This window comes from Acinetobacter sp. GSS19 (assembly GCF_028621895.1).
GTDB lineage: Bacteria > Pseudomonadota > Gammaproteobacteria > Pseudomonadales > Moraxellaceae > Acinetobacter.
This window is the reverse complement of sequence record NZ_CP117520.1, coordinates 936,331-962,519: the sequence shown is the minus strand read 5'-3', so window position 1 is coordinate 962,519 and position 26,189 is coordinate 936,331. Positions and strand designations below refer to the sequence as shown.

29 protein-coding genes are annotated in these 26,189 nt (G+C 45.3%); 13 read left to right on the top strand and 16 right to left on the bottom strand.

The genetic code is table 11. From position 1 onward, the window contains the following. Positions 1-56: 56 nt before the first annotated feature. Positions 57-1,025, top strand: a complete 969-nt coding sequence (locus tag PGW99_RS04635; protein WP_273778988.1) for an alpha/beta hydrolase — start codon at positions 57-59, stop codon at positions 1,023-1,025. A gap of 7 nt (positions 1,026-1,032) precedes the next feature. Here PGW99_RS04635 and PGW99_RS04630 read toward each other — a convergent pair whose 3' ends face one another. Beyond that, a complete protein-coding gene (locus PGW99_RS04630; RefSeq protein WP_273778987.1) occupies positions 1,033-2,217 on the bottom strand; it encodes a helix-turn-helix domain-containing protein in 1,185 nt (394 codons plus the stop codon). A 144-nt stretch (positions 2,218-2,361) separates the two neighbouring features. Between PGW99_RS04630 and exaC the strand changes: the two genes are divergently transcribed. After that, a complete protein-coding gene (gene exaC, locus PGW99_RS04625) occupies positions 2,362-3,873 on the top strand; it encodes an acetaldehyde dehydrogenase ExaC (RefSeq protein WP_273778986.1) in 1,512 nt (503 codons plus the stop codon). A 76-nt stretch (positions 3,874-3,949) separates the two neighbouring features. On the opposite strand, the gene PGW99_RS04620 is transcribed toward exaC, so the two are convergent. Beyond that, positions 3,950-4,303, bottom strand: coding sequence for a carboxymuconolactone decarboxylase family protein (locus PGW99_RS04620; protein ID WP_273778985.1), 354 nt, complete (start codon positions 4,301-4,303; stop codon positions 3,950-3,952). Positions 4,304-4,462: 159 nt separating this feature from the next. Here PGW99_RS04620 and PGW99_RS04615 point away from each other — a divergent pair, with 159 nt between their 5' ends. Continuing rightward, a complete protein-coding gene (locus PGW99_RS04615; protein WP_273778984.1) occupies positions 4,463-5,179 on the top strand; it encodes a glutamine amidotransferase in 717 nt (238 codons plus the stop codon). Positions 5,180-5,236: 57 nt separating this feature from the next. Here PGW99_RS04615 and PGW99_RS04610 read toward each other — a convergent pair whose 3' ends face one another. Further along, entirely contained in the window at positions 5,237-5,824 is a 588-nt protein-coding gene (locus tag PGW99_RS04610; RefSeq protein WP_273778983.1) for a YceI family protein, read from the bottom strand. Positions 5,825-6,090: 266 nt separating this feature from the next. Continuing rightward, positions 6,091-8,079: a transketolase gene (gene tkt, locus PGW99_RS04605; protein WP_273778982.1), complete on the bottom strand. Its 1,989-nt coding sequence runs from the start codon at positions 8,077-8,079 to the stop codon at positions 6,091-6,093. 534 nt (positions 8,080-8,613) lie between these two features. Here tkt and metK point away from each other — a divergent pair. Then, a complete protein-coding gene (gene metK / locus PGW99_RS04600) occupies positions 8,614-9,780 on the top strand; it encodes a methionine adenosyltransferase (RefSeq protein WP_273778980.1) in 1,167 nt (388 codons plus the stop codon). A gap of 101 nt (positions 9,781-9,881) precedes the next feature. Continuing rightward, the gene (locus PGW99_RS04595) at positions 9,882-10,184 is read left to right on the top strand and encodes a monooxygenase (protein WP_273778979.1); all 303 of its coding nucleotides are present in this window, start codon (positions 9,882-9,884) and stop codon (positions 10,182-10,184) included. A 69-nt stretch (positions 10,185-10,253) separates the two neighbouring features. On the opposite strand, the gene PGW99_RS04590 is transcribed toward PGW99_RS04595, so the two are convergent. Continuing rightward, positions 10,254-10,499: a hypothetical protein gene (locus tag PGW99_RS04590; protein ID WP_442784369.1), complete on the bottom strand. Its 246-nt coding sequence runs from the start codon at positions 10,497-10,499 to the stop codon at positions 10,254-10,256. Positions 10,500-10,795: 296 nt separating this feature from the next. Between PGW99_RS04590 and PGW99_RS04585 the strand changes: the two genes are divergently transcribed. Then, positions 10,796-10,996, top strand: a complete 201-nt coding sequence (locus PGW99_RS04585; protein ID WP_273778977.1) for a hypothetical protein — start codon at positions 10,796-10,798, stop codon at positions 10,994-10,996. On the opposite strand, the gene PGW99_RS04580 is transcribed toward PGW99_RS04585, so the two are convergent. Both PGW99_RS04580 and PGW99_RS04575 read right to left on the bottom strand, forming a co-directional pair. Beyond that, a complete protein-coding gene (locus tag PGW99_RS04580; RefSeq protein ID WP_273778975.1) occupies positions 10,993-11,625 on the bottom strand; it encodes a LysE family transporter in 633 nt (210 codons plus the stop codon). The two genes, PGW99_RS04585 and PGW99_RS04580, sit on opposite strands and share 4 nt — an antisense overlap. 31 nt (positions 11,626-11,656) lie before the next feature. Further along, on the bottom strand, positions 11,657-11,968 hold the full coding sequence (locus PGW99_RS04575; protein ID WP_273778974.1) for a hypothetical protein: 312 nt from the start codon (positions 11,966-11,968) through the stop codon (positions 11,657-11,659). A gap of 282 nt (positions 11,969-12,250) precedes the next feature. On the opposite strand from PGW99_RS04575, the gene PGW99_RS04570 reads away from it, so the two are divergent. Further along, positions 12,251-12,946, top strand: coding sequence for a pirin family protein (locus tag PGW99_RS04570; protein WP_273778973.1), 696 nt, complete (start codon positions 12,251-12,253; stop codon positions 12,944-12,946). 68 nt (positions 12,947-13,014) lie between these two features. Here PGW99_RS04570 and PGW99_RS04565 read toward each other — a convergent pair whose 3' ends face one another. Further along, on the bottom strand, positions 13,015-13,575 hold the full coding sequence (locus PGW99_RS04565; RefSeq protein WP_273778972.1) for an FxsA family protein: 561 nt from the start codon (positions 13,573-13,575) through the stop codon (positions 13,015-13,017). 126 nt (positions 13,576-13,701) lie between these two features. Between PGW99_RS04565 and ruvC the strand changes: the two genes are divergently transcribed. Continuing rightward, on the top strand, positions 13,702-14,247 hold the full coding sequence (gene ruvC / locus PGW99_RS04560) for a crossover junction endodeoxyribonuclease RuvC (protein WP_273778971.1): 546 nt from the start codon (positions 13,702-13,704) through the stop codon (positions 14,245-14,247). A 15-nt stretch (positions 14,248-14,262) separates the two neighbouring features. On the opposite strand, the gene PGW99_RS04555 is transcribed toward ruvC, so the two are convergent. Then, the gene (locus PGW99_RS04555) at positions 14,263-15,735 is read right to left on the bottom strand and encodes an NAD(P)H-hydrate dehydratase (RefSeq protein ID WP_273778969.1); all 1,473 of its coding nucleotides are present in this window, start codon (positions 15,733-15,735) and stop codon (positions 14,263-14,265) included. Positions 15,736-15,760: 25 nt separating this feature from the next. Between PGW99_RS04555 and queG the strand changes: the two genes are divergently transcribed. Further along, entirely contained in the window at positions 15,761-16,861 is a 1,101-nt protein-coding gene (queG, locus tag PGW99_RS04550) for a tRNA epoxyqueuosine(34) reductase QueG (RefSeq protein ID WP_273778968.1), read from the top strand. A gap of 295 nt (positions 16,862-17,156) precedes the next feature. After that, positions 17,157-18,146: a biotin synthase BioB gene (bioB, locus tag PGW99_RS04545; RefSeq protein WP_273778967.1), complete on the top strand. Its 990-nt coding sequence runs from the start codon at positions 17,157-17,159 to the stop codon at positions 18,144-18,146. A gap of 60 nt (positions 18,147-18,206) precedes the next feature. Here the strand turns inward: bioB and PGW99_RS04540 are convergent, their stop codons facing one another. The 3 genes from PGW99_RS04540 to PGW99_RS04530 form a co-directional block, all read right to left on the bottom strand. Next, positions 18,207-18,416, bottom strand: coding sequence for a hypothetical protein (locus PGW99_RS04540; RefSeq protein WP_273778966.1), 210 nt, complete (start codon positions 18,414-18,416; stop codon positions 18,207-18,209). 111 nt (positions 18,417-18,527) lie between these two features. After that, entirely contained in the window at positions 18,528-18,881 is a 354-nt protein-coding gene (locus PGW99_RS04535) for a DUF3147 family protein (protein ID WP_273778964.1), read from the bottom strand. 170 nt (positions 18,882-19,051) lie between these two features. After that, entirely contained in the window at positions 19,052-19,252 is a 201-nt protein-coding gene (locus PGW99_RS04530) for a hypothetical protein (protein WP_273778963.1), read from the bottom strand. A gap of 745 nt (positions 19,253-19,997) precedes the next feature. Between PGW99_RS04530 and PGW99_RS04525 the strand changes: the two genes are divergently transcribed. Genes PGW99_RS04525 through PGW99_RS04515 form a run of 3 tightly spaced genes read left to right on the top strand, consistent with a single transcriptional unit; the run spans position 19,998 to position 21,755 of the window. After that, positions 19,998-20,570, top strand: coding sequence for a nuclear transport factor 2 family protein (locus tag PGW99_RS04525; RefSeq protein ID WP_273778962.1), 573 nt, complete (start codon positions 19,998-20,000; stop codon positions 20,568-20,570). Continuing rightward, on the top strand, positions 20,540-21,040 hold the full coding sequence (locus tag PGW99_RS04520) for a chalcone isomerase family protein (RefSeq protein ID WP_273778961.1): 501 nt from the start codon (positions 20,540-20,542) through the stop codon (positions 21,038-21,040). The genes PGW99_RS04525 and PGW99_RS04520 overlap by 31 nt, the downstream gene beginning before the upstream one ends. Positions 21,041-21,059: 19 nt before the next feature. Further along, on the top strand, positions 21,060-21,755 hold the full coding sequence (locus PGW99_RS04515; protein ID WP_273778960.1) for a response regulator transcription factor: 696 nt from the start codon (positions 21,060-21,062) through the stop codon (positions 21,753-21,755). On the opposite strand, the gene PGW99_RS04510 is transcribed toward PGW99_RS04515, so the two are convergent. The 4 genes from PGW99_RS04510 to PGW99_RS04495 are packed head-to-tail and all read right to left on the bottom strand — an operon-like array spanning position 21,746 to position 26,187. Continuing rightward, on the bottom strand, positions 21,746-23,080 hold the full coding sequence (locus PGW99_RS04510; RefSeq protein WP_273778958.1) for a sensor histidine kinase: 1,335 nt from the start codon (positions 23,078-23,080) through the stop codon (positions 21,746-21,748). The two genes, PGW99_RS04515 and PGW99_RS04510, sit on opposite strands and share 10 nt — an antisense overlap. An 18-nt stretch (positions 23,081-23,098) precedes the next feature. After that, the gene (locus PGW99_RS04505) at positions 23,099-24,163 is read right to left on the bottom strand and encodes an SAM-dependent methyltransferase (protein ID WP_273778957.1); all 1,065 of its coding nucleotides are present in this window, start codon (positions 24,161-24,163) and stop codon (positions 23,099-23,101) included. An 8-nt stretch (positions 24,164-24,171) separates the two neighbouring features. Further along, positions 24,172-24,954 carry a DUF1295 domain-containing protein gene (locus PGW99_RS04500; protein ID WP_273778956.1) on the bottom strand — a complete coding sequence of 261 codons (783 nt, stop codon included), beginning with the start codon at positions 24,952-24,954 and terminating at the stop codon, positions 24,172-24,174. Positions 24,955-24,990: 36 nt separating this feature from the next. Continuing rightward, positions 24,991-26,187 carry an SAM-dependent methyltransferase gene (locus tag PGW99_RS04495; protein ID WP_273778955.1) on the bottom strand — a complete coding sequence of 399 codons (1,197 nt, stop codon included), beginning with the start codon at positions 26,185-26,187 and terminating at the stop codon, positions 24,991-24,993. Between the last annotated feature and the right edge of the window lie 2 nt (positions 26,188-26,189).

The window sequence follows — 26,189 nt, the reverse complement described above, 5'->3', positions numbered from 1 at the left end:
AATAAGAGGAGTTTATTGAAGGATGAAGCGGTATCGACAGGACACGACTCTCAGACATGACCGAAACACCGCATACTCCACGCTACCATACTGACATTCTGGGTGATGGCTACCAGCAGCTAACCCTGCATTTTCCAGATGACTACGACGGTCCTGTTGTCGCAACCCTCATCCGTAAGAAAGGCACGATCGCCAGCACTAAAGCCGTACTGTATATCCATGGTTTCATGGATTATTTTTTTCAGACCGAAATGGCCGAACGTTTTAACCAGCAAGGTTATGACTTTTACGCCTTGGATTTACGCAAATATGGCCGTTCCAAACGGGCGCACCAGACCCTGTTTACCGTCCATGACCTGCGGGAATATGATCCCGAAATTAGCAAGTCCCTGCAGATTATCGGAGAAGAAGGCCATGATCAGGTGATCTTGGCGGGCCACTCGACAGGTGGCTTAATCTGTACCCTTTATGCTGCACACCATCCGTTCCATCCGTTGATCAAGGCACTCTGGCTTAATAGTCCGTTTTATGATTTCAGTGTCAATCTGCTCAAGAAAAAAGTTGGCCTTCCATTACTGAGTAAACTCGGTGCACACTTACCGAATGTACGGGTGCCGAGTGGTTTAAACATCTGGTATGTGCCAAGCCTGCATCGGGATTTTCATGGTGAATGGGATTTTAATATCTTGTGGAAACCGAAAAGATATTCGAGTATCAGCTTGGGTTTTATTCATGCTATCCATGAGGCGCAGAAGGAATTACGGCATGGCCTACACCTACCTGTTCCAACGCTGGTGATGCATGCCCATCAAAGCTATTTTCCGAAAAAATGGGGCATTCAGGCACAAAAAAGCGACCTGATTCTCGATGTTAAAGATATTGAACGCATGGCAAATAAATTACAAGGTGATGTCACTGTAATGACAATTCACAATGGCATGCATGATTTGGTGCTTTCCGGCCCTACTGTTCGAGATTGGGTGTACCAGCAATTATTTAGCTGGCTGAGCAACAAAAAACTGTAAGCCACGCTTAAATATCCTGCTGGTATTTATTTAGCCATTGATGAGCCGGATGTTCTAGAGGCAGCAGCTCAATCAAACGCTCGACCGCATCGATGGCTTCAGGAAAATGGGCCACATGCTTAAGCAGTACATCGGTTTCCTGAGCCTTATAGATCGCATCACTCAGTCGGGATTCCAAGCAAGCACGCCAAGCACACAGGAAGGGACTTTCCGTTTTTGCCAGAAACACACCGGTACACAATTTTAATGCAGACTCAATATAACCTGCATCCAGCGCGCGTTCAGCCTGTAAAAAATCGGCTTCAACATTTACCAAGAGGCGGTATGGACGCGAACCCAACATGCCTCCCAATACTTCACGTAGTTGTGACATTTCAGCTTTCAATGTCCCGATACTGACCTTGCGCTCGCCATACAGTGCCTGATGCAAATGGTCTAAACTCATGCCTTGCGGGCAGAGTGCCAAGATGGTCAGAATTTCGATCTGACGTGGCGTCAACACCAGTGTTTTACCATTAAACAATACCTGCGGCACTGCAAATGCACGAATATAGAGCTGCTGTTTCTGATACTCAAGCAAGGCCGTTTGCACGATTGAAGCACAACGTTCAGCCGCCAGCAGACCCAGACTGTTATGCTGATTCCAGGTCGTGGATAAGTCAATGACCCCCAAAACCTGCTTGGAATAAGGATCCAGAATGGGAGCCGCATAACAGACCCAGTCATGTACAGAGCGCATAAAATGCTCGTTGGAAAACACACAACTCGATTGCTGGGTTTTTAACGATAAGGCCAACGCATTGGTTCCCACCAGTTCCTCTCGCCACTGTCCACCTTCTACAAAATGTACCCGCTCCGCAGCGCTGCGCATCTGCATACTCGGTGCACTCCAAATGATGGTGCTGCCAACATCACCGATCGCCACGACCATCGAGGACTGCTCGGCAATATGCCTTAAATCTTGCGCACAATGGCTAATCGCGATTTCGAGCGCAGTGGGGGTATGTTGCGTTCGACTTTCCAGCAAAGGGGCTGCCACTCGGTCTTGAGGAATTTCAGCCGTGACTGAACGTTGCCATGAGCTTGCAATACTCTGGCCTAACTGTTGGGCATGGCTGGGTGATACGCTGAGTTGCTGCCGCAGGTTTTCAATGCGTTCACGCTGCTGTTGTAATTCATTTTTCGTAAACATTTACACATTCCTTGTTTTAAACCCCTGATTCCTACCTTTCTCCTACCTTCTTTTAATTATGCTAATCCAATAATGTACGAAAGTACCTTATACCAAAGCTGTAGGTTGACTCCAGCTATAAATTATAAATAAAGGAATATTGCTATGCGTTATATCGATCCGAACCAGCCTGGCTCAAAAGTTCAGTTTAAAGCTCAATATGAAAATTTTATTGGGGGTGAATGGGTCGCTCCTGTGAAAGGAGAATACTTCGACAACATTTCCCCTGTCGATGGTAAAGTGTTTACCAAAGTTCCGCGCTCTTCAGCTGAAGACATCGAATTGGCACTGGACGCTGCCCACAAAGCAAAAATCAGCTGGAACAAGGCATCGGCCACCACCCGCTCAAACATGCTGTTAAAAATTGCCGATCGTCTCGAAGCGAATCTGGAACTGTTGGCTGTTGCAGAAACTTGGGACAATGGTAAACCTGTCCGTGAAACACTGGCTGCCGATATTCCACTGGCGATTGATCATTTCCGTTATTTCGCTGGCTGTGTACGTGCACAGGAAGGCGGTATTTCTGAGCTGGATGAAGACACCATTGCCTATCATTTCCATGAGCCTTTGGGTGTTGTCGGCCAGATTATTCCATGGAATTTCCCGATTTTGATGGCTGCATGGAAACTGGCACCGGCTTTGGCTGCAGGAAACTGTATTGTGCTCAAACCGGCAGAACAAACGCCTGTCAGTATTCTGGTATTGGTTGAGTTGATCCAGGATTTGTTACCGCCAGGTGTTCTGAACATCGTCAATGGTTACGGGGTTGAGGTTGGCCGTCCACTGGCAACCAACCCGCGCATTGCCAAGATTGCTTTCACCGGTTCCACTCAGGTCGGTCAGCTGATCATGCAATATGCTACAGAAAATATCATTCCGGTCACGCTGGAACTCGGTGGTAAATCTCCAAACATTTTCTTTGAAGATGTCATGGCACAAGACGATGACTATCTGGACAAAGCCCTCGAAGGTTTTGCCATGTTCGCACTGAACCAGGGTGAAGTCTGTACCTGCCCTTCACGTGCACTGATTCAGGAAAGCATTGCGGATCAATTCCTGGAAAAAGCCATTGAACGGGTAAAACGCATCAAAACTGGCCATCCACTCGATACAGAAACCATGATTGGTGCACAAGCCTCTCAGGAACAGCAAGATAAAATTCTTGGCTGTATCGCCACAGGACGCAATGAAGGTGCACAAGTGCTGACTGGTGGTGGCGCACGTCAGGAAGTGGGTAGCGGTTTCTATATCGAACCGACGATTTTCAAAGGCAACAACAGCATGAAAATCTTCCAGGAAGAAATTTTTGGACCCGTTCTTTCCGTCACGACGTTCAAAGATTTTAATGAAGCCATCAAAATTGCCAACGATACGATTTATGGTCTCGGCGCCGGTGTCTGGTCACGTTCAGCGCATACCTCCTACCGTGCAGGGCGTGCAATTGAAGCCGGTCGCGTCTGGACCAACTGTTATCACATTTATCCAGCGCATGCTGCCTTTGGTGGTTACAAAAAATCAGGTATCGGTCGTGAAAACCATAAAATGATGCTGGATCATTACCAACAAACCAAAAACCTGTTGGTCAGCTATTCAACCAAACCTGCCGGTTTCTTCTGATTGCTTCAGTGAGAACGCCACAAAAAACCGGATGGAAACTTCCATCCGGTTTTTGACTTTGCTCAATCGAGCATTCTTATTCAGTTGGTTGTTGTAATGCTGTAAATTCGTGAAATGCCTCGACAGCATTTGCTGCAAACATCAATGAAGGTCCACCACCCATCAGAACAGCGACGCCCAACACTTCCGTTAATTCTTCAAAACTGGTACCCAGTTTCACCAGCGCTTTGGTATGAAAACCGATGCAGCCATCACAACGGTTCGCCACCCCAATCGCCAGTGCAATAAATTCTTTGGTTTTGGGATCTAATACCCCCGCTTTCAATGCATTTTGACTCAATGAATGAAAGCTCTGCATCAAATCCGGTGATTCTTTATGCATGTGTTTCAAATTCTTGGAAATATGATGGGTCAATTCTTGATAGGACATGATCTTCTTACCTGAGCAGGTTGAAATTTTATTTATTATACAATTTTATAATATATTTTTTAATATTTTATTTAAGATATTTCCCGTTGATTAAAATCAGGTTGGTTTTTTTCGAACTTTTGCTTAAGGTGAAAGCAAGTTTTTTATTGTGCTGATCCCATGACACCATCTAGCTTTCAAAAAACAATTTATGCCATTCAGCATCTGGCTTTTGAAGATTTAGGCTCCCTTGAAGACCTGTTTTACCAACTCGGCTACCGGGTACGTTATTTTGAAGCGGGGGTAGATGATCTACGTCAGGCTCTCGAATTTAAGGGTTTAACCATTATTCTCGGTGGCCCGATCGGGGTTTATGATCATACTGATTACCCGTTTCTCAGCGCGGAAATTGAGTTATTAAAAAAACGGCTGGCACAAAATCTGCCAACACTCGGGATCTGTCTGGGTGCCCAACTGATTGCACATGCCTTAGGTGCACGGGTATATGCCGGAACACAGAAAGAAATTGGCTGGAGCAATCTTAACCTGTTGCCGGTAGCTGACAACCCGCTCCAGGCTTTACAAAATACCCCTGTCTTACACTGGCATGGCGATACTTTTGACCTTCCCGCGCAGGCAACTTTACTGGCAGGAACAGAACTTTATTCCCATCAAGCCTTTCAGGTCGGTCACACCATTCTAGCCTTACAGTTTCATTTAGAAGTTGCGGAAGAATACTTGGAAAAATGGCTGATCGGCCATCATTGTGAATTACGCCAGGCACAGATTTCTATTCCAGCCTTGCGTGCAGATAACCAGCGTTATGCTGCAACATTAGAAATACAGGCCAAACACATTATTCAAGGTTTTCTGGAGCAGATCAGTACGTCGGCATAATTTACTCACCAATAAAAAAGCACCCGATTGGGTGCTTTTTTGAGCCACTAGAACCGCTTATTTTTGTGCCGGTACAGAAGCTTCGGTAGTGATGTTTACCGTGATTTTATCACCTACGTTTGGCACATAAGCACCTACGCCAAATGCAGAACGGTCAAATGAAGTTGTTGCATTGAAACCGATGGCCTGTGCTTTGGTCATTGGGTGTTCGCCTTGTTTATTCAATACAGCATTCAAAACTACTGGCTTGGTCACATTTTTAATAGTCAAGTCACCCGTAATTTTATATTTGTTTTTACCTACAGGCTGCACCTTAGTACTTTTGAAAGTGATGTTTGGATATTTTGCCGCATCAAAAAAATCCGCAGTTTTCAAATGCTCATCCAACGCTTTTACGTTGGTATTCAGACTTGACAATGGAATGGTTACATTCACTGAAGAATTAGATGGTTTAGCATTATCCACATTGATCGTACCCTGAATATCAGAGAAGTTTGCAGATGGTGTAGAGAAACCGAAATGGCTCCAAGAGAACACTGTGGCCGTGTGAGTCGGATCAATCTGATATGCTACTGGCTTTGCGAAGGTGAATGTTGTTGCAGTTGCGACTGCTAGGCCTAGACCTAAAGCTTTTAAAGAAGTCATTGTGTTATCTCATCGAAGAATTTATCAATAGTGCTTATTTTAGAGATTATGGTTTGAATTTCATTGTCATAGATAAAACAGATCGTTTTAAATATAGAACATCATTTTTTGCTGCATGTGATTAACTCAGCATTTATTGTCCCAATTTAAATCCTCTTATTCTAGGTCGCTGTAGTACTGTGTATGGATTTGGTTACACTATTTAAAAACCAAAAATCCTTTGCATAAAAAAACGCCCCGAAGGGCGTCTTCACACTCACAGTCGATTACGCTGTTAATTCTTTCACTGCCGCAACCACAGCTTCAGTCGTGATACCAAAGTACTGGTACAGATCTTTGGCTGGCGCAGACTCACCATAGGTCGTCATGCCGATAACTTTGCCGTCCAGACCTACAAACTTCCACCAGTAGTCCACATGCGCTGCTTCAACTGCAACACGTGCACGAATCGCAGCTGGTAATACTGCTTCACGATATGCGGCATCTTGCTTCATAAATTCTTCAGCACACGGCATAGATACAACACGCACACCGTCAAGCTGTGCATAAGCTTCCATCGCCAAGGCAACTTCTGAACCTGTCGCAATAATGATTGCCTTCAATTCGCCTTTTTCTTCAGCCAAGACATAACCGCCTTTCGCCGCATTCTCAATTTGTGCTGGAGTACGCGTCTGGAATGGCAAGTTCTGACGAGAGAAGATAAGAGCCGTTGGGCCTTCTGAACGCGTCAAAGCGGATTTCCAAGAAATTGCTGCTTCAACCGTATCTGCTGGACGCCAAGTGTTCAAATTCGGTGTACCACGCAGTGAGGCAATCTGTTCAATTGGCTGATGCGTCGGGCCATCTTCACCTAGACCAATAGAGTCATGGGTATACACGTGAATCACGCGCTGTTTCATCAATGCCGACATACGTACCGCATTACGCGCATATTCCATAAACATCAGGAAGGTGGCTACGTAAGGAATGAAACCACCATGCAATGCAACACCATTCGCAATCGCGGTCATACCAAACTCACGCACACCATAGTGTACGTAGTTGCCTGCAGGGTTATCTTGTACACCTTGCGCACCTTTCCAAAGGGTCAGGTTAGAACCGGCTAAGTCAGCAGAACCACCTAGAATTTCAGGAAGTTCCGGTGCAAAAGCCTGAATCGCATTTTGGCTAGCTTTACGGGTCGCAATTGTTTCAGCTTTTGCATTGACTTCAGCGATGTAGGCATCGGCCTTTGCGACAAAATCGGCTGGCAATTCACCTGAAAGACGACGTTGCAATTCGGCTGCTTCAGTTGGATATTTCGCTTGATATTGCGCAAAGCGTTCATTCCAGGCTGCTTCAGTTTCTGCGCCTTTGGCTTTCGCATCCCATGCTGCATACACGTCAGCAGGAATCACAAATGGCTCATCCTTCCAACCCAATGCTTCGCGAGTCAAGCTGATTTCGTCATTACCCAGTGGTGCACCGTGACAGTCTTCTTTACCTTGTTTGTTCGGAGAGCCTAAACCGATAATGGTTTTACAGATAATAATCGTTGGTTTCTTCGTTTCTGCTTTCGCTGCAACAGTCGCCTGACGGATGGCTTCAGCATCGTGACCGTCGACACGAATGACCTGCCAGCCATACGATTCAAAACGTTTTTGGGTATCGTCAGAGAACCAGCCTTCGACTTCACCATCAATCGAAATCCCGTTGTCATCATAATAAGCAATCAGTTTGCCCAGCTGTAAAGTACCCGCCAATGAACAGACTTCATGTGAAATCCCTTCCATCAAGCAGCCATCACCTAGGAAACAGTAGGTGTAATGATCGACGATACTCAAGTCATCTTTGTTGAATTGTGCTGCCAGTGTTTTTTCAGCTAAAGCGAACCCCACTGCATTGGCAATCCCTTGACCTAAAGGACCTGTCGTCGTTTCCACACCTGGCGCATAACCGTATTCAGGATGTCCTGGTGTTTTTGAGTGGAGTTGACGGAACTGTTTTAAGTCTTCAATCGAAAGCTCATAACCGGTCAAATGCAAAAGTGCATAGTGCAGCATTGAGCCATGGCCATTCGACAACACAAAACGGTCACGGTTCGCCCATTGCGGGTTGCTTGGGTTATGATTCAGGAATTCACGCCAAACCACATCAGCGATATCTGCCATCCCCATCGGTGCACCTGGATGTCCTGAGTTGGCTTTTTGCACAGCATCCATAGCCAGTACACGAATTGCATTTGCAATACGACGTTCGTTCAAAGGGGTCGTCATAGGTCAGATTCCAAATCAACGTTTAAAGAGAATATGAATCGAAGAATTCAAAAATTGCGTCTATTGTCTTAAAAAATGCTTAAAGGGTAAAGCCTAGACTGCTCAATAGTACGGTTTTTTTCAGTTTCTATAAAATCAGACGTCGAAAATCTAACACAGGGTAAAAGAAAATCTGCACTTGACTTCAGCTCTGTAATGGACTTTAAAATAAGATTTTTTATTGATGGCTCAATCAAACTGAATATTGTTCAGCTTAATTTATTGGGAAAAATGAAGAAATGAATACAGCCATTAAAAGACTGGAATTTAGCCTTTAAGGCTATAAATTACACAATCCTCATTCTATGGAGTGCCTTTAATACCCTCTCTTTGTTCTGAAATTATCAACTCGATCCAGCCTTCTCAGATCGCCATAGCATTTAAAATGCATTCAATTTGAAATTAATTCATCTAATTTAGTCAGGATAAGCTAGTCCTAAAGTCTAACTCGATGTAACATATTGCGTCTTTTGAAATAACTGTGATAGGACTTTCATGCGCGAGTACGCTGTTTTTACTTCGGAATCTGTAAGCGAAGGCCATCCAGATAAAATGGCTGACCAGATCAGTGATGCTATTTTGGATGCAATCTTAAAAGAAGACCCTTATGCACGGGTTGCTTGTGAAACCCTAGTTAAAACGGGTGCAGTTGTCCTTGCGGGTGAAATTACTACAACTGCCAACGTTGACTTTGAAGCGATTGTACGCCAAACCGTGAATGGTATCGGCTATCACCATTCTGATCTTGGTTTTGATGGTTCTACCTGTGCCGTGATCAACATGATTGGCAAACAGTCACCTGAAATTGCACAAGGTGTGGATCGCCAAAAGCCGGAAGATCAAGGTGCCGGTGACCAAGGTTTGATGTTTGGTTATGCCAGCCGTGAAACGGATGTCTTAATGCCAGCGCCTATTTCCTATGCGCATCGCTTAATGGAAAAACAGGCTGAACTTCGTCGCAATGGTGCATTGCCGTGGTTACGTCCAGATGCGAAAAGTCAGGTGACATTTGCTTATGAAAATGGCATGCCTGTACGTCTAGACGCGGTGGTACTTTCAACGCAGCATGACCCTGAAATTTCTCAGGCTCAGCTTAAAGAAGCCGTGATTGAAGAAATCATCAAGCCGGTGATTCCTGCCAACATGTTCCATGCGGATACCAAATTCCACATCAACCCGACCGGGATGTTTGTGATTGGTGGTCCAGTGGGTGACTGCGGTCTCACAGGCCGTAAAATCATTGTAGATACCTACGGCGGTATGGCACGTCACGGCGGTGGCGCATTCTCGGGTAAAGACCCTTCTAAAGTGGACCGTTCTGCTGCCTATGCAGGCCGTTATGTGGCTAAAAATATTGTCGCTGCTGGCTTGGCAGATAAATGTGAAATTCAGGTGTCTTACGCGATTGGTGTTGCTGAGCCAACCTCAATTTCAATCAATACGTTTAATACCGCAAAAGTGGATGAAGAACTGATTATTGCACTGGTTCGCGAACACTTCGATTTACGTCCTTACGGCATTACCCGTATGCTGAACCTGATTCAGCCGATGTACCGTAAAACAGCAGCTTATGGCCATTTTGGTCGTGAAGGTTCAGATACCGCCTTTACCTGGGAAAAAACCGATAAAGTGGAAGCGCTTAAAGCCTCTGCTGGTCTGTAAGTTTCTTTGTAGAAAAAACCCGCAATTGCGGGTTTTTTTATTGATAAAAACACACAGATTGAGTATTCACAAATAATCGTTCTTTCAAAAGCAGCATAAAGATGGCCGTTTTATTACAAGTTGATTTTCCCAGTCATGGACCTTTCCAGCAAGAGATGGCCGAAGCCTATCGCCCCCTCGCAGAAAGCATTAATCAGGAACCTGGTCTGCTCTGGAAAATCTGGACAGAAAACAGTGAAACCAGTGAAGCGGGTGGCATCTATTTATTTGAGACTCAGGAACATGCAAAAAATTACTTGGAGATGCATACAGCGCGTTTACAAAGTTTTGGCATACAAAACATACGCGGTAAGATTTTCGAAGTGAATGAGTCTTTATCACGCATCAATCAAGCCCCCCTGTAACTTTATACAGTGAATGGCTAGCGGAACTAAAAAATCCTGCCGATTAGCACCGCGCAGGGTTTTATTAGGCTACTGATTAGAACGTTCCTGATTCAAGATCTGCAGGATAGTCTGTTGTGTGGGTGGAGTATCTTGATGACCCTGAAAATAAACCCGCACGACCTGAAATACCACAGCTACCGCTAAACAGGCAGCCATACAAAAGATCCAGAAACCATAAGGGCTACGAATGGTATGGGAGCCACATTCTGGACATTCCTTATCCGTCGCAGCCAGAACTCTATTGCAGCAAGCACAACGATATTGATGGTACAACATAGGGAGCCTCCTACTTTGTCCGTCGATTTATTATTATTTTTACACTACTTATACTATAGAAATGACTGACTTGATTATCCATGGTGCTTCTGTGAAAGTTTGTAATCCGCGCGTCGCAATATAAAACCATTTTATGTCGAGCTGATGACATCAGAATCAAAGCATTATCTGTCACCAAATAAAGTCCCGTTACTGTTCCCAACTCAGGAGTTACAGCAGCCTCCACACAATTTTCAAACGCATCCAAAGCAAGATTTGCTAAACTGACAAAGAAGTATCAATGAGGTCAAAACATGACACAGTTAATTAATAAAGGCGGTTTTCGTGAGCGTGCAAACCGTAGTCGTCGTTATGCCCATTCGGAAAATCAGCAGACCAGCCTGCCACCACATAGCTACAGTGAAAAGTCGATCCCGACACATCACGAAACAAATGGTCATCCAGTACCAAGTGACCAAACTAAACAACAAGGCATCGAAAAAACTCAGGATTAAAACAAGGCTTTCAGCACATCTAGCCATAGCCACAGGGCAAACATCATAAATAATGCGCCCGAGATCAGATCAATATAGCCTCCTGAACGCTGATAAAGTGTCTTAATCCGAGGTAAAGACATAATCCACATAAACAGCACAAAGGTCAGAAACGTCTGCAGTGGTATAAGCACAGCAAGCTGCTGTTTGATACTTTCCGATGCAGATGAACTCAGTGCCAGAGAAAACACACTGCTAAAGTAAATCAGTGTCTTGGGATTGGATAGATTGGTCAACAAACCCAACACAAAGTAATTTTGTGCTGCTTGCACTTTCCCTTCTTGCCAAACCGTGTTGTGTTGCAATGTCGCACGTCCGGCCTGCCACATCCCCCAACCCATTTTTGCCAGGAAAAAGCCGCCGAACAGCATCAGGAGCTGCTGGATCCAAGGCCATTGCTCGATCAGTACCGTAAAGCCCAATAAGGTCAGCACGACCCAAACCACAATCCCGACAGAAATCCCCGAGATGATTTTCAGCGTATTAGCACGAGTGTTAGATGCCGCACTTTTGGCGATCAATAGCACATCCGGACCCGGGCTCAACTGTGCGACAAAGTGCAATATCGAAATGGTTAATAACAGAGACATCAGGATTTAATTCTTCAAAACAGGCAAAAACTTAATGCTGGCTAAATCCGAGATAACGGTACATGCCCTCGATACCCAGCTCAGCTTGAATCTGCTGTTCGACCACATAATTTGCACTGGCTAATGTTGCAGGAATATTCATTTCAGGATCTTCATGGATATCATCCACGCTCTGTGTCAAGGCTGCTTCAAACCGATCACTGATAAACTCAAAGCCCAAATCCATCGCGATGTATAAAGTATGTTCACACGGCTGCACATACTGTTCCTGCTGCCAATCAATCACTGCCTGCTGGCAAAAAGGACAAGTAATGTTGGCGTCTGCGGGGAAAATATGCGGCATGGTAAATCCTGCTAATCGGAACGGAACTTGGAGTTAAGCTATTATAACGGGCTTCTCTGCACAGACTGTGTATAAATCTCAAGAACGGTCTGGTTTTTATACAATACACTTGAGCTACATAGCATTTTCAGATTTGTTCGTATCAGCACACAGACATAGCATCATTCTAAAAACAGAACAAAACATTGCATGAATACCTATAGGCACTGATTTTGTCCTTCGTCATAATAAGGTTAGACACATCAATAACGGGTTTAGACCCACCAGCCGAGGGGATTTCTGATGAACGCCTATTTGCATAAAAGTTCCGACCGTGGCCATGTCAAAGAAGGCTGGCTCGAAACTTATCATAGTTTTTCCTTTGCCAGCTGGTATGATCCACGCTTTATGGGCGTGAGCGCACTACGCGTGATTAATGATGACACCATTGCAGCACATAACGGTTTTGGCACGCATCCACATGACAACATGGAAATTTTAACCTGTGTATTGTCCGGGCAGATTACCCACAAAGACAGCATGGGCAACCAAGGCCATATCCGTGCCGGTGAATGGCAGTTGATGAGTGCAGGAACGGGTGTGCGTCACAGCGAAATCAATGAAACAGATGAACCCGTCCATTTGTTGCAGATCTGGTTATTGCCGAATGTCCGCGATGCTGAACCAACCTATCAGCAAATTGCGCTGAATCCTAAAGATTTACCGAACCAATGGCACACTATTGTAGCGCCGACACAAGAGGCTCCGTTATTTATCCGTCAGGATACGGTGATTCAATCGGCTTATCTTTTGAAAGATCAGAAACTTCCGATTCAAACCAGCAAAGGTTTGAATTATGTCCATCTGATTGAAGGCTCGGTTCAAATCGGTGAATATACGGTCAATGCGGGTGATGCCTTGGCCTTTGCTGATCCTAGCGAAATTATCGCCAGTGACAATGCCTTGATGATCTGGTTTGATTTGCCTGCCAAAGCATAAGCACAAAATACAGAAAATAAAAAAACCGAATCTTAGATTCGGTTTTTTTATGGTCTAGTGTGAATGAACTACTTCACATCTTTCATTTCAATTTTTTTTGCTTCGGGTGTAATTTCACGTGCTTCACCATCGATCACGCTCGAATCTGTACCACGTTGCTGGCCTTGCATTTGCTGCATTTGACGCATCATTTCTTCAAACGGATTACCACCCTGACCGGACGCACCCATTCCCCCCATCATACCGCCCATCATTTTATCCATCATGGCTTGCTGACGTTTGGCCATAGTTTTCATCAAGGCATTACGAAACACCGTTTGTACACCTGGAATCATGACTAAAACGGCTAGAACATCCGTAATCAGACCCGGTAATAACAACAGAAAACCAGCCATTGCAGTGGCCAGTTTTTTGCTCACCGCAGGATCATTGCCCAACTGACCCGTCATTTGCATTTGTTGTAATTGCGGCATGATATTCGCGGTACTCGAACGAATCAGGTTCAAGCCAATAAAAAACGCGATAATAAACCAGAAAAAGACATACCAGCCACTGATGAACTGCGCTACGCCAATCCAAACTGCAATTTCAGCAATCGCACCAAGTACAACGATAAGAAGTAAATTCATGTAAAAACTAAGTCTAATCTCAAGAAGAAGGTTCAGTTCAGTATCAAGGCAGCCAAATTCAGCATCAAGCTTTTTTCATACCGTTATGTAACAATATGGGCGTTATTGTATTTTTAAAGTCTTGGCATGTCACTTATTATTGGTATCGACCCCGGTTCACGTTTAACAGGTTATGGCATCATTGAAAAACAGGGTCAGCAGTTACGTTTTGTCGATGCCGGAACCATTCGCACCGAAAGCACCGACATGCCGGAACGTTTAAAACGCATCTTTGCCGGCATTGAACGCATTGTAAAATTCCATGGCCCAACCGAAGCCGCCGTAGAACAAGTGTTTATGGCGCAAAACCCGGATTCCGCCTTAAAACTGGGTCAGGCTCGTGGTGCTGCGATTGCAGCACTGGTCAACCTGGATCTGGATGTGGCGGAATATACCGCACGCCAGATTAAACAGTCGGTTGTGGGCTACGGCGCGGCAGATAAAGACCAGGTACAAATGATGGTGATGAAACTGCTAAATCTGAGTATTCGACCACAAGCCGATGCGGCAGATGCCCTCGCTGCAGCAATCTGTCATGCACATGCTTCAGGCAGTATGACCAAACTGGCGGTACTCAATGCGCTCGGCGGCATGGCACGCGGCCGTAGCCGTAACAGCAGCAGACGGCGCTAAAACCTAATCGCACAATTAACGATTCACCAATTGTTGAATCGCCTGCCTCATTTCATGGGCTTGCAGGCCTCGCATACCCTGTTCAGCCAAGCAATCTCCAGCTTGGGCATGCAGCGTGACAATTTCATGTAAGGCAATCTGCTGGTGTAATTGTGCCTTTAAACTGGCAATCATCCCAGCCAGCACATCTCCCATGCCACCAGTTCCCATCCCCGGATTGCCTGCAGTACAAATCCATAGTTGGCCATTTTCCAAGATCAGGCTACCGGCACCTTTAAGCAGCCATTGCCCAGCATAACGCTGTTGCAGCTGCTGAATGGCTTGCGCCCGGTCGGACTCCACCTGCTGCACGCTGCTATTCAATAACCGTGCTGCTTCGCCTGAATGCGGAGTGGCGTAGATATGTGCTGCGAGCTGAGCCTCGGGGTGAATGGCTAAAAACCACAAGGCATCCGCATCCAGCACCACCTCTAGCTGCTCATTGTTGAGCAAACGTGGAAACCAGCGCTGGAATTGTGCCTCGGCCCAAGCATCACGCCCAAGCCCCATCCCAAAACAGACGGCATCAATATGTACTAATACTTCATCCAGATCGACATCCGATAAGGCATCTAGATCTTTCAGCATGATATTGGGGGCACGGGCTAAAATGGCTGCATGATGTTTTGCGTCGCAGGCAATGGTCACTTTCCCTGCACCTGCAGCAAATGCGGCTTCTGCCGCCATAATCACGGCACCGCCCATATTGGCATGCCCCCCTACCACCAGCACATGTCCATAACTCCCTTTATGCCCATGGGCTTCACGGCGTGGCAATCGAATCTGCTGTGGCGATAAATATGCTAAAGGCTGTAACTCACGATCTGCTGGGATCAGGGAAATACAACTCACCTGTCCTGAATATTCTTTGCCTTGTCCGGTAAACAATCCAGCTTTTAAGCCCAGCACCGTATAGGTATGCTGGACCTTGACGGCACACGGTAGAGGCATACCTGTATTGGCCTGCAAACCACTTGGAATATCAATCGCGACTTTCATCCCCGATTGAACATTGAATTGCTGAATGGCAGTTTGCCAACCTGTATCCAACTCTCGATTTAAGCCAATCCCAAACAACGCATCAATATGACAATCAAACGGCTGTTCAGGTTGAAAATGGGGATGAATGGTCAGTCCCAAAGCACTGGCCTGAGCATGCGCCTGTTGCAGATCAACAGATTCCCCCAACGGCGCAGCAAATATTTCCACATGATAGCCTTGTTGCTGTAAATAACAGCCGACCAGATACCCATCGCCGGCATTATTGCCCTGGCCACACCACACGGCGATGCGCTGGATTGGGTTGGAATGATGCTGAAAATGCTGCTCTAAACGCTGAGCAATCTGCCAAGCTACCTGCTGCATCAGGCCAAATGAGGAGTTTTGCTGTGCAAACCAGCGGCGTTCCCATGCTTGCACATCACGGCTATGATAAACTGGCTGACGCATTTTTTTATTCTCCATCGACTGGTCTATGACTGCATCTAAAGCAACCCGAAATATTCCTATTGAACAGATTGATCCTAAAAGCCTCAAAGCTTGGATTAAGGCTCAGGCGCTGGAACTGGGTTTTGCTGATTGTGTCATTGCCAAACCGGATGCTCAAGCGCAAATCCCGCATCTAAAAAAATATTTAGAACAGGGATTTCAAGCCGATATGCATTTTCTCTCGGAAAATCTGGAGAAACGTGCAGACCCAACCTTACTGGTTCCCAACACCAAAAGCATTATTTGTGTGCGCATGAATTATCTGGTGGAACGTCCACAACCGCGGCATGTGCCCGATGAACCGAATGCCGGGATTATTGCGCGTTATGCGCGGGGGCGGGATTATCATAAAACCATGCGTGGCCGTTTAAAGACATTGGCCAGCAAAATCCGGGAAAAAGTCGGTGATTTTGAATCACGTCCATTTGCCGATTCAGCACCTATCTTTGAAAAATCACTGGCCGAAAGTGCAGGTATGGGCTGGACGGGTAAACACACCTTGCTGATCCATAAAAAATCCGGTTCTTTTTTTGTCTTGGGTGAATTGTTTACCTCGTTGGAATTACCTTTTGATGAACCCGCCACGGCACACTGTGGCTCCTGCACTGCTTGTATTGACATTTGCCCCACTCAGGCGATTGTTGAGCCGTATATGTTGGATGCACGAAAATGTATTGCCTATCTGACCATTGAATATCAGGGCGTTATTCCCGAAGCATTACGCGCCGGTATTGGTAACCGTGTTTTTGGCTGTGATGACTGCCAGCTGATCTGCCCATGGAACAGTTTTGCACAGACCACGACCGTCGCGGATTTTGAACCACGCCACCAGCTAGATCACAGTAGTCTGCTGGACTTATGGCAATGGGATGAGGCCACCTTTCTGGCTAAAACTGAGGGTAGCCCATTACGACGTACTGGTTATCAGAGTTTTAAACGCAATATTGCTATTGGTTTAGGCAATGCACCGTACTCGGAAGAAATCATGCAACAGTTGGATTCAGGCAAAGCTCTGCATGATGACCTTGTGAATGTGCATATTGACTGGGCCTTACAACAGCAACAGGACAAGAAATTGCAATCTTGAAAAAATCATGAACCCAATGCCTCAGCTTTAACCAAATGACCAGTTAAATTGGAGAATTGTCATTTTATTAACAAATTTTTCTCTTTTTTAGTCACATAAGAAAAGTAAAAAAAGACGTTTAAGTGTATCAGTAAGAAAATTTTGTGATTAACTGAGCAATTCCTAATTTCTATACAGGGTTTGGCTCTCATCGGAATAAATTATCATTTACCGACAATTATGAAATATTTTGCCCTACTGTTTTTGCTGAAAAAGGTTAATATCAGGGGAGTTTTTAAGGAATAATGGACTCATCATGCAGCTCAGAAATGATTGGACACGAGAAGAAATCCAAGCACTCTACGAAAAACCTTTTTTAGATCTTGTATTTGAAGCACAACGTGTCCACCGCGAACATTTTGCTGCGAATACCATTCAGGTCAGCACACTGCTTTCTATCAAGACCGGTAAATGTCCTGAAGATTGCAAGTACTGCTCACAATCGGCTCATTACGATTCTAAATTAGAAGCTGAAAAACGTATTGCTGTCGAAAAAGTCATTGAAGAGGCCAAAGAAGCCAAAGAATCAGGTTCTTCACGCTTCTGTATGGGGGCTGCATGGCGTAACCCGCATGAGCGCGATATGCCTTATGTCTTGGAAATGGTGCGCGAAGTCAAGGCATTAGGTATGGAAACCTGCATGACATTGGGTATGCTGAACCAGTCACAAGCTGAACGCTTGAAAGAAGCGGGTTTGGATTACTACAACCATAACCTGGACACCTCTCGCGAATACTATTCAAATATTATCAGTACCCGTACCTTTGATGATCGTTTGAACACTTTGGATCATGTGCGTCAAGCTGGTCTAAAAGTTTGTAGTGGTGGTATTGTCGGTCTGGGTGAAAGCAGCGATGACCGTATTGGTTTACTGCTGGAGCTTGCGACCCTGCCAATTCATCCGGAATCTGTGCCAATCAACATGCTGGTTCCGATCGAAGGCACGCCAATGCAAGATGTCGAAAAACTTGATGTGATTGAATGGATCCGTACCATTGCCGTGGCACGTATTATCATGCCGAAGAGCTATATCCGTTTGTCTGCAGGCCGTGAATCTTTAAGTGATTCTGATCAAGCGCTTGCTTTTATGGCCGGTGCTAACTCACTCTTCTCGGGTGAAAAATTATTGACCACACCAAATGCGGGTGAAGGCAAAGACCGTGAATTGTTCAACAAACTGGGTTTAACCGCTGAAAAAGCTAAACCGACGGTAGCTGCACTTTCAACAGATGCGATGTCTGCATAATCGGCCTGTCCTTAAAAAAGCCCGTGATAAACGGGCTTTTTTATTTAGGACTATTTTTATTTAAGAAGCCGTAATCAAAATCCCATAACGGGCATTGAGAAAATTCCCCTGACGGATCACATCCGTCCCCGCCGCATGAGTGACGGAAAGTTCCTGAGTCAGCACATCAAAATGAAAGGAGTCAAAACTGTCTTGATGATGGCAAAGCCAGGTTAACGTATCTGCTAGATTATCATCCACGATATATGTTTCAGCCTTAAAATCCTTCATGACATGTGTCCTACTTTGTCTTACACTTGCCGATATGATAACGATTATTCAGCGAGTTGAATGCACTCTGCTGCAAAATCCTGTGACTTATAAGGCCAGACAGATCAATCATTAAGGCAGCAATTCGATCCCGAAGGGTTTAATCGCATACGCCAAACCGATAAAACAGAGAAGGGTGATGACAACACTCAACCCAATCGCTCCCCAAAAGCCAAATTTTTCTAACAACATCGGAAACACAAAAAACATCGGCAGGGTTGGCAGTACATACCAAAACGTATAGTAGGCATGACTGGCGATTTTCTCGGTTGGTTGACGTTCAAAATACAGCCAAAACAGGGTTAAAAGTGTCACCAATGGCAATGCGGCAATCAGCCCACCCAACTTGTCACTGCGTTTGGCAATTTCGCTAATCACGACCACCAAAGTCGCCGTAATTAAATATTTAGTGATGATCCATTCCATAATGAAGCACAGTGGTTGGTGATAAAGCTAAAATTAGCATAGTTATATGTGGCGTATTTGAATAATCAAAAGATGGGCATTAAAATACTTAGGCTATTTACAGTAAAACCAATAAAAAAGGACCAATTAAAGGTCCTTGTATCGATAAAAATCAACTTAGATGCAGTGCATTAGCAAGCAAATTTTTTCCAAACTTTATTCTCTTGATGCGTATGTAGAATAAAAGTGAAACCACTATCCGCTTTAACCAAGAAGCTCTCTCTATATTCCAAAATTACGCGAAATAGTGTGCCCGGATTAAAATCAATAGGTGCACACCCTTGTTTTTCTAAGTGTACTGGTGCGATGAGTTCAACAACCGTATTTTCCATGATTTCTCTCCCTACACTAAAAACGGTCAGCGGAAACATTTAACAGTGCTCCACTACCTGCTTGATTAAAATAATATGACTTATATCACAATATTTCAAACATTTTACGATGAATGCACAGTTGAAAATTACCTAAATATGTAAACATCTACCGAAGAAAAGCTCACTTAAGATCAGCAAGAAATATGAAGAGATTTATTTTCAAATAGATAAGAGAAATTTTCGATCTTTCCTCGTTATATGTCGGGTGACACAGTTGCATTTTTACAATTTTTCTTGCTTGTGATTCGAGAGAGCACTTGCAATCCCGACAGTTTTTGTATACTTTAGTCGAAGTGAATTGCCGTCCTAGTATTGTTCTTGACTAATAAGAACAACAATCTGCTCCTAGTGGACAAAACTGGTCATTACCCTCATATATTTTTTGACTGGTTTGGAAAATACCCGCGTTATGCGGGTATTTTTTTATCTGCAGTTTTATAAATTAATACAAGCATTAAGAAAAATCAGTGTTAGGTTAGCTCATACCATTTTTTTAAGCTTTCCTTCCCCGAAAAACTAATCAGCTTGATCCTGTCGATTTTTCCATGCAGCTTGAACAGCTTTCCCTTTTTAAGTTTTTTCTATAATCGACAACTAATCCTTTAGTCGCATTTCTAGCGCTTCACTCCCGCCCCATTCACACTCCATTCACAGCCAATTGCGTAATTTCTTTTCATGAAATTATGCTTGAGGGAGGTGAAAAATGAAGACCTTGCAAAAACTAAGTATTCCAATGTTGGCAGTGCTATCACTCATCGGCTGTAAAAGCGTGCCGAGTTCAACTTCAGATTATCGTATAGCCAAACAGAATATTCAGGGTGTTACGCTTGATCAGACGCAAGCCACCCAAATCGGAACAAACTTTGTTGCGACTTTTAATACCCTAGGTACCCCATCCTTCATAAAAAATGTGGATCAACTGTACGCAGACCGGCTGTTTATTAATGACACCCTATCACAATTTAATCATAAAACAGCCCTGATGCAGCACTTTAAAGGGATGAACCAGCGGGTCAGCAATGTCAATGTGCAGCTGGTCAGTGCCACTTATCATCAGGATTCTGCCTATGTGCACTGGTATATGGCCTATGACTTTAAAATCTTCGGTAAAAACAAAACCATGCAGTCCTATGGCATGAGTGAAATCAAGGTGAATCCGGCTCAACAGATTATTTTCCAGCAAGACTACTGGGACCCAACCAATGGCTTATACCGTTCATTACCATATGTCGGAGGCGTTTATTCATGGCTGCTACCATTCAAAAAGTCTCACTAATCATATTGGGGCTGGCTGCATTCACTGTTCAATCTGCTGCTTATGCAGCCGGATTGCAACAGTGTAGTTCAGCCCCTTTACAGCTCGGCACAAAAACGATTGGTCGAGCCAGCTATTTTGCTGAAGATTGCCAACAGCTGTGGAACCGCCAATCCATTCGGGTCGATTTTGCCTACAGCCACAGCATACCGGATTGGGCTTTTAAGCGTGCAGCCACGCATTTTTTACAGCGCAACCTGCAAAATTTTTCCGAAAAGTCCGAGCTGCACCGGATCACGCAGTGGTACAAAGCGGTTAAACCCGGCGATTTATACAGCCTGTCCTATCAGCAGGATCAACAGCGCATAACCCTTGCACTCAACCGGCAAATTCTGGGTTCACTACAAAGTGCACAGGCCAATCAATATTTTTTAATCTGGTTCGGTTCCAAACCGTTTAATGTTAAATTGAAACAACAACTTCTGAACTGACCGTAGCGTGATGTGAGCCATGACCCATCATTTTATTTTAATGGTTGAAGACCATTATGAACTGGCATCGACCGTTTGCGAGTTCCTGGAAGCCCATGGTTATGTCGTTGATCATGCGCGCAATCTAGAATCGGCAAAAAACCTGCTCAAGCAGCAGCACTATCACCTGTTGTTATTGGATATCAATTTACCGGATGGCTCCGGCTATGACCTGTGCCACTGGTTACGCAATGAACATGGTTTATCATTGCCGGTTCTCATGCTTACCGCACGCGATACGCTGGATGATAAACTGCGAGGTTTTGCAGCCGGAACCGATGATTATCTGGTTAAACCTTTCGATTTTAATGAACTGGTCGTCCGTATACGAGCCTTGATTAAACGTGCCCTCGGAGAAGTGTCCAATAGCAAATTACAGGTTCACGACCTGATTCTGGATCAACGCCTGCAAAACGTGACCCGAGCAGGAAAACAGATTGAATTGCCTCCAATCCAGTTTAAATTACTCAAAATTCTGATGCGCAACTCCCCACAAGTGATCAGCAAACAGGAAATTATGGCCGAGCTCTGGGGGGATGAGGAACCGGAAAGCGACGCGTTGCGAAGCCATATCTATAATCTGAGAAAACTGCTGGACAAACCCTTTGAGCAGAAATTGATTCACACTGTATCCAGTGTTGGTTTCCGTTTATGTCTGGATCAGGATCAGTCCTGAGCCAGATAAACCACCACAATCAGCCCAGATGTAGCTGCTAACTGCAGCTCGGGATGAATATTCAAATAATATTCTCGGTCAAACAGCTCCACACGCCATCCCAGCTGTTTACATAGTTTCTGCACCAACTGCAGACCAATACCATGGCCTTTGGGCTTCAGCAGGGACTGACTTTCTGATAGTTCTGTGACTTTACTGTCATCTGGCAGATCAATCCCAATCCCATCATCCGCAATCAGAATCTGGTTTTTTCTCTGTAAAATCTGAACAGTCGCACCCTGTGAGTAATTTAATGCGTTACGCAAGATATTACTAAACACCATTTTGCTCATGGACGGATAGAGTAACCTTGTCTGTTCCGGTTCCTCCAGTGTATAGAAAATCTCAATGCCTTTAGAGCGTCCGACAGGCGCCAGGTCTTGTACCAGTTCTTGAATGATGGTCGAAACTTTGCTGTGTTCGGCTGTCAGTGTGTTGGTGGTGTTACGTGCAATCGCCAGTAAGGTATCCACCAGCAACTCCATGTCTTCAATGGTATTGCTCAAACGCGTTAAAGCACGGTCATGGCCATAACGCGCCTGACAGAGCTGAACATTGCCACGTAAAATAGTTAATGGTGTGCGTAGTTCATGACTGACATCGCCACTAAACTCCCGCTCACGCCGAATAAAATCGATTAATACGGCGTGATATTGCTCCAAGGCCTGTTTCAGGTAAGCCGCTTCGAGATTGCCATCGGTATTGATATCTTGAAAGGGTGAGGGTTGTTTTAGCTGATGTTCCCAATCAATCTGTTCTAGTGCATTGGCTAAACGGGTAATGGGAGAAAAGTAACGGCGTGCACGGCGATTCGACCACCATAAGAAACTGTACAACACAATCAGGCTAAACATCAGCGGCGCCAGACCGAACAGCCAAATCAACTTGTTGACGTTACTTTCACCAAAGACCAATAAGACATGCTGACCATAACGCTCTCCATACACCGTCATCCGTTCTTTTCCATCGATATAAATACGATGTACGCCTTCCTCAAGCGTTAAACTCTGCAAGCGTGTGGGTCTTTGCTCGATCCAGCGATAACCATACAGATTTTTGGTATCCGGTAAGGGCGCCTGTGGATCACGCTCTACTCGCATCCAGTAATGCTGCATCTCCTGCTCAAGTGCGGTCTTGAGCAGAGAGCCTTTAATTACCCAGGCGCTACAGCTCAATCCGATAATGATCGACAGCGCGATCAGCCCGATTTGCAGCCAATAATAGCGATTAAACATTTTGCTGAGGGGACGCGACACCTTAGCGGTCTGTAGAGCTGCAATTTTCATGATGGCGTCCCTTGAGCATTATTTTGAATCTGTGAGCAGTTCATTTTTACGGAACAGGTAATGACCGATCACCCACTCCTGACCTTGCTCCAAACCAAACAGTTCGGCACAGGCCATAAAGAAGATCCGCCAGCGCTGCCACCAGATCTGGGCGTCATTGCCATAAATCTGGGTGAAGAGCGGTTTGAGATGCTGTTGCTGTTGATCCATATTGTCCAACCAGGCATTGGCTGTGCGCTGGTAATGTTCGCCTGACCATTGCCAATGCTGTTCCAACTGTAAATGTTGCTGAAAATGCAAAAAGGTACTGGTTGCTGGCATCAGGCCACCACTGAAAAAGTAGCGTGACATCCAATCATATTCTGTTTTGCTTTCAAACGGATAGTGCAAAAAGCGATGGCAGAAAATATGACACCACAAACGCCCTTCAGGTTTCAGCCAACGCTGGATTTTTTCAAACAGCTTTGCATAATTGCGCACATGCTCGAACATTTCCACCGAAACCACACGGTCAAATGATTCTACCGGCAGCTCAAGCAAATTGACATCCTGAGTGATCACCGTGAGGTTATTGAAATTTCGCGCTTTGGCTTGTGCTTCAATATACTCACGCTGGGTCGCCGAATTAGAAACCGCGGTGATTTTCGCATTCGGATAATGCTCGGCCATCCACAAGGTGAATGACCCCCAACCACACCCCAACTCCAAAATCTGTTGGCCATCCTGTAATTGGGCACGCTGACTATACAGACGGAGTGCTGCCTCTTCAGCATCATTTAAAGAAGTGTGCTTGTCGGCAAAATAACAGGCGCTATATTTCAAGCGTTTGCCCAGTACGGCCTGAAAAAAAGCCGTAGGCAATTCATAGTGCTGTTCATTGGCCTTATCGGTTTCAATCGCAATTGCGCTCCGTTTCAGATCCTGCAAAACCTGCATATAGCGTTGTGCGGCACGCTCGGGATCATAACGTCCCTCCTGAGCCAGACGTTTTTTACACAAGGTCCGAATTGCGGCACGAATCGCCTGATCAGGAATAATGCCCTGCTCAATCAGTTTGAGCGATTGTTGAATCATAAAATCCATGCTGTTACCTACTGTTTGGGTTTCCACGGAATAAAGATTGAAGTTCTGGACTGATAATCACGATAATTCTGTCCCCGGTTTCTTAACGCCTGCTGCTCACTGAATGGAATTCCGGTGATGTAGTACAAAAATAGCCACATCAATAGCGGGTAAATCCATAACCAGTACATGCCAGCGGCCAATCCAACTAGTGGATAGGCAAACCAGTGCAACCATTCAAAAAAATAATTGGGATGGCGCGAGTAACGCCACAAACCTTGATCGAGCGTTTTGCCCTGGTTGGCAGGGTTTTGTTTAAAACGGTACAATTGTTGATCAGCCATACTTTCACCGATAAAGGCGACTGCCATCACTACAATAGCTACGACCAGTGCAATCGGCCAACCGTTCTGCCACTGTTCAGCCGGAAGCTGCAGCAGACTGACTATTGGCGCTGAAAATAGAATTGACAGTCCTACCTGAAAAATAAAAAATAGCAAAAAACCCAGATGCTGATAGCCTCCCATCGCGCGGCGCATGTTGGCATAACGACGGTCTTCTTGTTTTTCTTGCGCATAACGGCGCAGCAAATGCCAACTCAGCCGTGCAAACCACAATGCACTGCACAGCCCAAGTATCCAGCGAACCGCCCAGGGTGCTTGCGCGAAAAACAACAGGGTGATCAGGATATTCAGCAGAATACAAAAGCTCCATGCAGCATCTACCAGACCAGCACGCCGATTCCGGCTACACAGCAGCCAGCAGAGCAACATGATGCCTAAATCAAGATAGAATAATAGTGACCATTGCATGCAATACTCCTGAGATTCGCGGGTGAATCTTCTGGCCTAGTAGGCACTCGCTTCAAACAGCAAATGCACATCACTGATCACACCTTCGCGGAATCCGCCTTCGCAATAGCACAGATAGAAATCCCACATCCGGATAAACGATTCATCAAAACCTAGCGCGAGAACCTGCTCACGTGCCGTCAAGAAACGTTTGCGCCAGTGATATAAGGTCAAGGCATAACTCTGCCCAATATCATCGAGCTGTTTTAAACGTAATTTCTGTTCTGAAGCCGTTTGTGTCAGTACGCTGATACACGGAATAAAACTGCCCGGGAAAATGTAACGCTTAATATAGTCCACAGTTTTCAGGGCTTTTTCATAGCGCGCATCTTCAATGGTAATCGCCTGAATCAGGGCCAGACCATTCGGTTTCAACAACTCACGGCATTTGTTGAAATAGGTCGGCAGATAGTCTGCCCCTACTGCCTCAATCATTTCGATCGACACCAGCTTGTCAAACTTGCCTTCCAGCGTACGGTAGTCCTGTAACTGCACATTGACCCGGTGAGCCAAACCGGCGGCCTGTACCCGTGCCACAGCTTCATCGTATTGCGCCTGTGAAATGGTAATGGTGGTGACCTTGCAGCCATAGTTCTGGGCGGCGTAAATGGCAAAACCGCCCCAGCCACTGCCAATTTCCACCAGATGATCCAACGGTTTCAGTTGTAACTTTTGACAGATCAATTCTTTTTTCAGCTCAGAGGCCTGTTCCAGACTCATGTCTGGATCTTTAAACACCGCACTGGAATACATCAGACTGTCATCCAGAAACAGCTTAAAAAAGTCATTGCTGAGGTCATAGTGCTCGGCAATGTTTTTACGGCTACCGGAAAGCGAATTCTTGCGTGACTGATACCATGCCTTGAGTAGCCACTGACTGGCCTGCGCCAGTGGATGCTGGTTCATACGATCCAGAATTTCGCGATTACGTGCCAAAATTCGGATCAGCTCGACCAGATGCTCACTCGACCAGTAACCGTTGATATACCCTTCTGCGGCTCCGAGTACCCCATTTTTAAACACCAGTTCCAGTAAACGCCGATCATGGACTTCTATTTCTGCATATAAGTCTGATGCTTCACCGACACAGCCGTTAAACACCCCATGAAAACGAATCTGTCCATGACGCAGCAGTTTCAGGCTGCGTAGCGCGAGAGGAAGTGACGTATTTTCACCAAAAATGAGTGATTTCATAT

What these genes read in the sequence shown, in the direction of transcription:
- queG (WP_273778968.1), top strand. Translation starts at nt 15,761, where the DNA reads ATGACTGCATCTAAAGCAACCCGAAATATTCCTATTGAACAGATTGAT.
- exaC (WP_273778986.1), top strand. Translation starts at nt 2,362, where the DNA reads ATGCGTTATATCGATCCGAACCAGCCTGGCTCAAAAGTTCAGTTTAAA.
- PGW99_RS04510 (WP_273778958.1), bottom strand. Translation starts at nt 23,080, where the DNA reads ATGAAAATTGCAGCTCTACAGACCGCTAAGGTGTCGCGTCCCCTCAGC.
- PGW99_RS04615 (WP_273778984.1), top strand. Translation starts at nt 4,463, where the DNA reads ATGACACCATCTAGCTTTCAAAAAACAATTTATGCCATTCAGCATCTG.
- PGW99_RS04585 (WP_273778977.1), top strand. Translation starts at nt 10,796, where the DNA reads ATGACACAGTTAATTAATAAAGGCGGTTTTCGTGAGCGTGCAAACCGT.
- PGW99_RS04505 (WP_273778957.1), bottom strand. Translation starts at nt 24,163, where the DNA reads ATGGATTTTATGATTCAACAATCGCTCAAACTGATTGAGCAGGGCATT.
- PGW99_RS04495 (WP_273778955.1), bottom strand. Translation starts at nt 26,187, where the DNA reads ATGAAATCACTCATTTTTGGTGAAAATACGTCACTTCCTCTCGCGCTA.
- PGW99_RS04515 (WP_273778960.1), top strand. Translation starts at nt 21,060, where the DNA reads ATGACCCATCATTTTATTTTAATGGTTGAAGACCATTATGAACTGGCA.
- PGW99_RS04530 (WP_273778963.1), bottom strand. Translation starts at nt 19,252, where the DNA reads ATGGAAAATACGGTTGTTGAACTCATCGCACCAGTACACTTAGAAAAA.
- PGW99_RS04555 (WP_273778969.1), bottom strand. Translation starts at nt 15,735, where the DNA reads ATGCGTCAGCCAGTTTATCATAGCCGTGATGTGCAAGCATGGGAACGC.
- bioB (WP_273778967.1), top strand. Translation starts at nt 17,157, where the DNA reads ATGCAGCTCAGAAATGATTGGACACGAGAAGAAATCCAAGCACTCTAC.
- PGW99_RS04630 (WP_273778987.1), bottom strand. Translation starts at nt 2,217, where the DNA reads ATGTTTACGAAAAATGAATTACAACAGCAGCGTGAACGCATTGAAAAC.
- PGW99_RS04635 (WP_273778988.1), top strand. Translation starts at nt 57, where the DNA reads ATGACCGAAACACCGCATACTCCACGCTACCATACTGACATTCTGGGT.
- PGW99_RS04580 (WP_273778975.1), bottom strand. Translation starts at nt 11,625, where the DNA reads ATGTCTCTGTTATTAACCATTTCGATATTGCACTTTGTCGCACAGTTG.
- PGW99_RS04535 (WP_273778964.1), bottom strand. Translation starts at nt 18,881, where the DNA reads ATGGAATGGATCATCACTAAATATTTAATTACGGCGACTTTGGTGGTC.
- ruvC (WP_273778971.1), top strand. Translation starts at nt 13,702, where the DNA reads ATGTCACTTATTATTGGTATCGACCCCGGTTCACGTTTAACAGGTTAT.
- PGW99_RS04525 (WP_273778962.1), top strand. Translation starts at nt 19,998, where the DNA reads ATGAAGACCTTGCAAAAACTAAGTATTCCAATGTTGGCAGTGCTATCA.
- PGW99_RS04540 (WP_273778966.1), bottom strand. Translation starts at nt 18,416, where the DNA reads ATGAAGGATTTTAAGGCTGAAACATATATCGTGGATGATAATCTAGCA.
- PGW99_RS04620 (WP_273778985.1), bottom strand. Translation starts at nt 4,303, where the DNA reads ATGTCCTATCAAGAATTGACCCATCATATTTCCAAGAATTTGAAACAC.
- PGW99_RS04595 (WP_273778979.1), top strand. Translation starts at nt 9,882, where the DNA reads ATGGCCGTTTTATTACAAGTTGATTTTCCCAGTCATGGACCTTTCCAG.
- PGW99_RS04565 (WP_273778972.1), bottom strand. Translation starts at nt 13,575, where the DNA reads ATGAATTTACTTCTTATCGTTGTACTTGGTGCGATTGCTGAAATTGCA.
- PGW99_RS04500 (WP_273778956.1), bottom strand. Translation starts at nt 24,954, where the DNA reads ATGCAATGGTCACTATTATTCTATCTTGATTTAGGCATCATGTTGCTC.
- PGW99_RS04610 (WP_273778983.1), bottom strand. Translation starts at nt 5,824, where the DNA reads ATGACTTCTTTAAAAGCTTTAGGTCTAGGCCTAGCAGTCGCAACTGCA.
- PGW99_RS04575 (WP_273778974.1), bottom strand. Translation starts at nt 11,968, where the DNA reads ATGCCGCATATTTTCCCCGCAGACGCCAACATTACTTGTCCTTTTTGC.
- tkt (WP_273778982.1), bottom strand. Translation starts at nt 8,079, where the DNA reads ATGACGACCCCTTTGAACGAACGTCGTATTGCAAATGCAATTCGTGTA.
- PGW99_RS04520 (WP_273778961.1), top strand. Translation starts at nt 20,540, where the DNA reads ATGGCTGCTACCATTCAAAAAGTCTCACTAATCATATTGGGGCTGGCT.
- PGW99_RS04570 (WP_273778973.1), top strand. Translation starts at nt 12,251, where the DNA reads ATGAACGCCTATTTGCATAAAAGTTCCGACCGTGGCCATGTCAAAGAA.
- metK (WP_273778980.1), top strand. Translation starts at nt 8,614, where the DNA reads ATGCGCGAGTACGCTGTTTTTACTTCGGAATCTGTAAGCGAAGGCCAT.